General features: G+C 76.6%; 4 protein-coding genes. All 4 read right to left on the bottom strand.

Features of this window, described 5'->3' with window-relative positions; translation table 11 throughout:
• Positions 1-41: 41 nt before the first annotated feature.
• Entirely contained in the window at positions 42-3,578 is a 3,537-nt protein-coding gene (locus tag DQW06_RS15885) for a hypothetical protein (protein ID WP_232833039.1), read from the bottom strand.
• 137 nt (positions 3,579-3,715) lie between these two features.
• Positions 3,716-4,315 carry a molybdenum cofactor guanylyltransferase gene (locus DQW06_RS15880; RefSeq protein ID WP_071621810.1) on the bottom strand — a complete coding sequence of 200 codons (600 nt, stop codon included), beginning with the start codon at positions 4,313-4,315 and terminating at the stop codon, positions 3,716-3,718.
• A gap of 34 nt (positions 4,316-4,349) precedes the next feature.
• The gene (locus tag DQW06_RS15875; RefSeq protein WP_013152451.1) at positions 4,350-4,787 is read right to left on the bottom strand and encodes a hypothetical protein; all 438 of its coding nucleotides are present in this window, start codon (positions 4,785-4,787) and stop codon (positions 4,350-4,352) included.
• 91 nt (positions 4,788-4,878) lie between these two features.
• Positions 4,879-5,618: RtcB family protein (locus tag DQW06_RS15870; RefSeq protein ID WP_198662461.1), on the bottom strand; the 740-nt coding region annotated here is incomplete at its 5' end.

The raw sequence follows: 5,618 nt of genomic DNA, 5'->3' as shown, positions 1-5,618 counted from the left end.
GGCGGGCGCGGTCCGCGCCCGCCCCGCCCGGAAGGACTCCGCTACACCACCATCCGCCAGGCCGCGTCGCGCACCCTCTCATGGCCGAGGTCGCCCGCGCGGGAGAGCAGCTGCGGCCAGGGCCCGGCCCAGCCGGTCTCGGCGCCCGCCCGCTCCACCAGGCGCAGTCCCAGGAGGGCCGCCGTCTCCCCCGGCGCGCCCCGTGTCGCCGAGGCCGCGGCGAACAGGCGGCGCACCACCTCCTCCCGCGTCCGCGGTTCGACCTCCGACGCGCCGTAGGAGGGCTGGAGCGGCGTCAGGAGCCGGTCCAGCTCCCACCGGCCGACGGGCCCCCGGGCCAGCAGGTGGGCACCGGCCAGGAGCAGGTCCACGAGCCGCCGCGCCCGGGGAGCGCCGTCCGGGGCGTCGCACTCGGTCGCGAGCCTGCGCTGGACGAGGAGGAGCGCCTCGGGGGCGTACTCCCTCCGGATCCCGAGCATGCCGAGCACAGCGTCCGCCTGCTCCTCCAGCACGGGATCCCGCTCCCCGTCCTTCGACATCCGGCTCTGGAGGAGCCCGACCAGCCTCTTCACCCTCCGGTGGGCGGAGTCCTCCGCCTCCCGGCGGGGCCCGCGTGCGGGCACCCCGTGCCCGGGTCCGGGAACGGCCCTCAGGAGCCGGGCCAGCATCCCGCTGATCCGGTCGGTCCCGCGTCCGTCCAGGAGCAGCTGTTCGAAGGCGCGGACCGCCCGCTCGCCGTCCCGGTCCATGTCGCACACGGCCTCGGCCAGCGCGTCCGGGTCGTGGTCGGTCCAGGGCGCCCAGCGGCTGGTCCAGCCGGGGAACCGCCAGTGGTCGCGGGAGGGCTCCGGCAGCGAGGCCACCACCAGGGCGGCACCCTTCCTCCGCGACGGCGGACAGGTCAGCGGAGAGACCCGCAACACGGCGAACTGGATCTCCACCGGCGTGAACCCGGGCGCGCCTCGGGTCAGGGCGGGCAGCGCGGCGGGGTGGTCCAGGGCGCGCATGAGCGCGCCCGCCACGGCCGCGCGCACGTCCCGGTGCGGTCCGTCGCCGGTGTCCAGGACACGGGCGAGGTGCTCGATCCCGCCGGGCGGGCGGTGGTGCTCCAGCAGCCGGGCGGCCGTCTTGCGGACGGTGACCTTGGCCGGACCGTCCAGGACACGGCACAGCGCCGGACCGAGGCGGGAGGGGGCGACACCCGTCGCGCAGCGCGACATCGCCGGACCGGCGGCCCGGGACCGGGGGCCGTGGGCGTGCGCCAGGACCAGGCCCAGAGCGCGTTCGAGCTCGTCGCAGCGGCCGAGGGCGCTCAGGGCGGCCTCGCGCAGGACCGTGTCGGGACCGTCGAGGTAGGGGGCCAGCCGGTCGGCCGCGCCGGGCAGCGCGCCCAGACCCCGCAGGGCGCGCTCGCGGTCGTCGATCGCCTGGGAGGGGTCGGCGGCGATCCCCGCCAGGTGGTCGGCGGCCCGGGCCCGCAGTGTCTCCGGCCAGTCCCGGACCGTCCGCCGGTCGAGGTCGGGCACCCAGGCGCCCGCGTCGGGAGCGGGGCCCTGCCCGCCAGCGTCGAAGGCGGTGCGGAGCGCGGACGGCTCGGCGTGGCGGACGAGGAGGCTCCACACCCGGGGAACTCGGGCCGTTGAGGGGTCGGCGTCGAACAGCGCCCGTGCGTCGGCGCGGGCGCCGGGGCCGGTCAGGTACAGCCGCGCCGCCTCGCGCGCGGTGGCCGCGGCCTCCGCGGTGGTGGGGACGCCGGTGTACCGGAGGCTGGAGGGACCGGTGGTACTCCCGGTTCCGGTGGGAACCACGGCACCCCCGATACCAGAAGGGTCCGTGGTGTCTGTGGAACCCGTAGCGGACGCGTCGTGGCCGAGGGCGGCCGCCAGGTGCTCGCGCAGTTCCGGAACCCCGTGCACGCGGCGGCCGAGTTCGCGGGCCAGGGCGACGGCGGGACCGAGGTCGCCCCGGGCGCGGGCGTCGTCGAGCGCCGGGGCCAGACGCCGGTACAGTTCCCGCTCCAGCCCCCGGGGCAGCACTTGGTCCAGGGCGGGGTCCAGGTCGATCCGGGCGGCCCGGCGGCCCGGCGCGCTCCACCACGGGGGGCGCGAGCGCGGACGGCCCCGCTCGCCCAGCCCCCGCGCGCCGAAGCGCGCGACCAGGCCGGCGTAGGCCTCCAGCGCCCAGTCCACCGCCTCCGCGTCCTGCCTGGTCAGAGGGTGGCGCAGCAGGGCTGCGGCCAGGTCGCGCAGGGCCCGGCGGGTGTCGGCCGAGGTGTCGCGCGAGCCCAGGGTGTCGGCGAGCACGCGGTGCAGGGCGGGCAGGGACGCCCGTGCGAGCAGCGCGGGGGCGACCCGCGAGAGGGCGCACAGCAGGGAGCGGCGGACCGGGTCGCGTTCGGCCCGGGAGCGCTCGGCCCGCTCGGCGAGCACGCGGGCCAGCAGGTCCGGGTCGCCGGTGCGGGCGGTGGCCTCCACCAACCGGGCCAGGCCGCGCGCACGGCGGGCGGGGTCTCCGGCCGAGGCGGCCTCCTCCAGCGGTCCTGCCGCCTCCCCGTAGGGCAGGTGGGCGATCGCGTCCAAGTCCTGGTCGGGGTCGCCGTAGCGGGTGCTGCGGCTCTGGAAGGCGGTGGTCTCCGCCAGTGCGCGGCGGGCCTCGGCCTCGGCGCGGTCTCGGGGAAGCAGGTCGAGGTAGGGCAGCAGGAGCAGCGCCCCGCGGCCGTCCCCGCGCCGGGCGATCCGGTCCAGGTGGGCGGTGCGCACGGGCAGGGGCATGGCCCGCAGGACGGGCAGGACCTGCGCGGGGGTGTGCCTGGCGTACCTGAGCAGACCGCGGATGTCACGGGTGCCGCCGGTCCCGGCGGGATAGCGGGTGGAGTAGTGGCGTTGGTCGCCGTCGCGGTGGAGCAGCCGGTGGGTGCGGGGTGCGAGGAGCGTGAGGTCGCGGCGTTTCTCGCCGAGTTCCCCGAGCAGGGTGGCGAGTCCGGCCGGTCGGACGGGGTCGAGCGCCTGGAGGACGCGCCTCAGGCCGGTGAAGCGCTCGAACGTCCAGCCGCCCCGGGAGTGCGTCTCCCGGAGCAGGTCCAGGAGGGCGTCGGGGTGGCGCCGGGCAAGCCGCCGCCAGGAACGCACGGCGTGGCGGAGGCCGGGCAGGTCTTCGGCGACCCGTTCGGGTGAGCACGCGGGCAGGAGGGCGGCGGCTTCGGCGTCGCCGTACTCCGCGCGCACGCGGGACAGGAGGGAGTCGGCGAGGCTGGTGCGCCGTGCGTGGTACAGGGCGCGGTAGAGGGCCCGGCGCAGACCGGTGGGCGCGTCGTCCAGAACGGGCGGCACGGCCTCGTCGGGCAGGGAGGACTCGCGAAGGGCGCGCAGTGCGGCCCGGCGGAGTTCGGGGTCGGGTCCGGCCAGATGCAGGGCCAGGGTGTCGGTGTCGCGCGCGGCCGCGGCCATGTGCACGGCGAGGCGTCCGTGACCAGCGGTTTCGAGCTGCCGGAGGATCCCGGTGAGGTGGGGTGTGCCCGCGTGGTCGCGGGCGTGGAGCGCCAGGGCGCGCATGCGCACGGAGACGGCGCGGTCCTCCACGGAGCGGAGGAGTGAGGTGGCCGACCCGTACGTCGGCGCGGTGGGGCTCAACGGCCCGGGCGGGATCCGCCCTTCCTGATCGTCATGGCGCACATCATGGACCACCGTGACGAGCCCGCGCAACCCCGGGGCGGCGCTCAGCCGGTCGGCGGCTCCAGGATCCGGCGGGCCCGGTCGAGGTCGTCGGGGGTGTCGCAGTCGGCCACGGCCAGGTCGTCGGCCAGGGCCACCGCGCGGGGGGCGAGGGGGCCGAGCAGCCCGTACAGGGAGCGCCCCCGGTAGTCGGCGAGGGCGGCGCGCACGGTCCCGGTGCGCCACACCCCGGTGAGCCACTGCTCGCGTCCGGCCGAGTCCGCGAACACCGCGCCCGCGCCGTCGGCGTCCTGGTCGGCGGCGGCGCGCAGGGCGGCCAGGTGTCCGGGCTCCAGGTGGGGCAGGTCGGCGGCCAGCAGCGCGAACCGGGGCGTGCGCACGTGCGGCAGTCCGGCGCGCAGCGCGGGCACGGGGCCGGAGCCGGGCGGGTCCTCGCGGACGTAGAGCGCGCGCGGGCTCTCGCGGGGCGGACCGACCACGATCACCCGTCCCCCGTCCCGCGTCCCGGCGTTGTGGGCGCGGACGGCGTCGGTGACCCGCTCCAGCAGGGTGCGTCCGGCCACGGACAGCCCGGGCTTGTCGGCGCCGCCCATGCGGCGGGCCGCGCCCCCGGCGAGGACGACGGCGTCCAGGGTCTCGTTCATGGTTCCAGCATGGCCCACGGCGTCGGCGGCGCGCTCACCCCTCCGTCTCGGCGAGCCCGTCCATCACGTCGTCCAGGACGGTCCGGCGGTGGTCCATCGACATCAGCCGCAGCTCCTTGAGCGCGGGCACGGTGTCCACGCTGGTGCCCTCCGAGCCCCGCACCGTGCACACCCGCATGCAGTGCTGGGTGGGCTGGCGCCAGAAGTCGCGCTCCTCGACGGGGGCGATGCGGTACACCGTGGCCGGGTACGTGACCGGCCTGCTCGGGGAGTACCAGTGCTGGGTGCGGGACAGCACGAACCCGGTGAGGAGCGAGTCGAACACGCCGCCGGTGGCCAGGTCGGCCAGGGCCTCGCGGTCCCCCTCCCGGCGGCACTCGTCGCAGCCGTCCAGTTCCGCCCGCAGCAGCCAGCGGGCGCGGGCGTGGCTCACCTCGGAGTTCTTGAGTTTGCTCGGGTGTCGGTGTCCCATGCAAGGAAGGGTACGCCGCTCCCGGGACGCCGTCCGCGCGGACGGAGCGCTCCGGAAGCGGACGCCTCGGGGGCCGGACCCGCGCACCGCCTCAGCCCTTGACGCACACCACCTGGCGCAGGTGGGCGACCACCTCGACCAGGTCGGCCTGGGCCTCGATCACCGACTCCAGGTCCTTGTAGGCGGCGGGGATCTCGTCCACGACGCCCCGGTCCTTGCGGCACTCCACTCCCCTGGTCTGCTCGACCAGGTCGGCTTCGGTGAAGGTCCTACGGGCCTTGTTCCGGCTCATCCGCCGTCCCGCCCCGTGCGAGGCGGAGTTGAACGAGGCCGGGTTGCCCAGTCCGCGCACGATGTAGGTGCCCGTCGCCATGGATCCCGGGATGATCCCGAGGTCGCCCTTACCGGCGCGGATGGCGCCCTTGCGGGTGACGAGCACGTCCACCCCGTCGTAGGTCTCCTCGGCCACGTAGTTGTGGTGGCATGAGATCCACTGCTCGAAGCGGGTGCCCGGGACCTGCTCGGCCAGGGTGCGGCAGGCCAGGCCCATCATGACGTCGCGGTTGCGCCGCGCGTACTCCTGGGCCCAGAACAGGTCCCGGCGGTAGGCGTCCATCTCGGGCGTGCCGGTGACGAACACCGCCAGGTCGCGGTCGGGCAGGTCCAGGTTGTGCGGCAGCGCCTGGGCCCGCTCGATGTGGTGGGAGGCCAGCTCCTTGCCGATGTTGCGCGACCCGGAGTGCAGCACCAGCCACACGGCGCCGCCGTCGTCCAGGCACACCTCCAGGAAGTGGTTGCCGCCGCCGAGGGTGCCCATCTGGCGCAGGGCGC

The sequence above is a fragment of the Nocardiopsis sp. TNDT3 genome, from assembly GCF_003427465.1.
GTDB classification, from domain to species: Bacteria; Actinomycetota; Actinomycetes; order Streptosporangiales; family Streptosporangiaceae; genus Nocardiopsis; species Nocardiopsis dassonvillei.
Note: the sequence above shows the minus strand (reverse complement) of the source record. Positions and strands in the feature narration are given on the sequence as shown.

Coding starts and splice junctions, on each gene's coding strand:
- DQW06_RS15880 (WP_071621810.1), bottom strand. CDS start 4,315: ATGAACGAGACCCTGGACGCCGTCGTCCTCGCCGGGGGCGCGGCCCGC.
- DQW06_RS15875 (WP_013152451.1), bottom strand. CDS start 4,787: ATGGGACACCGACACCCGAGCAAACTCAAGAACTCCGAGGTGAGCCAC.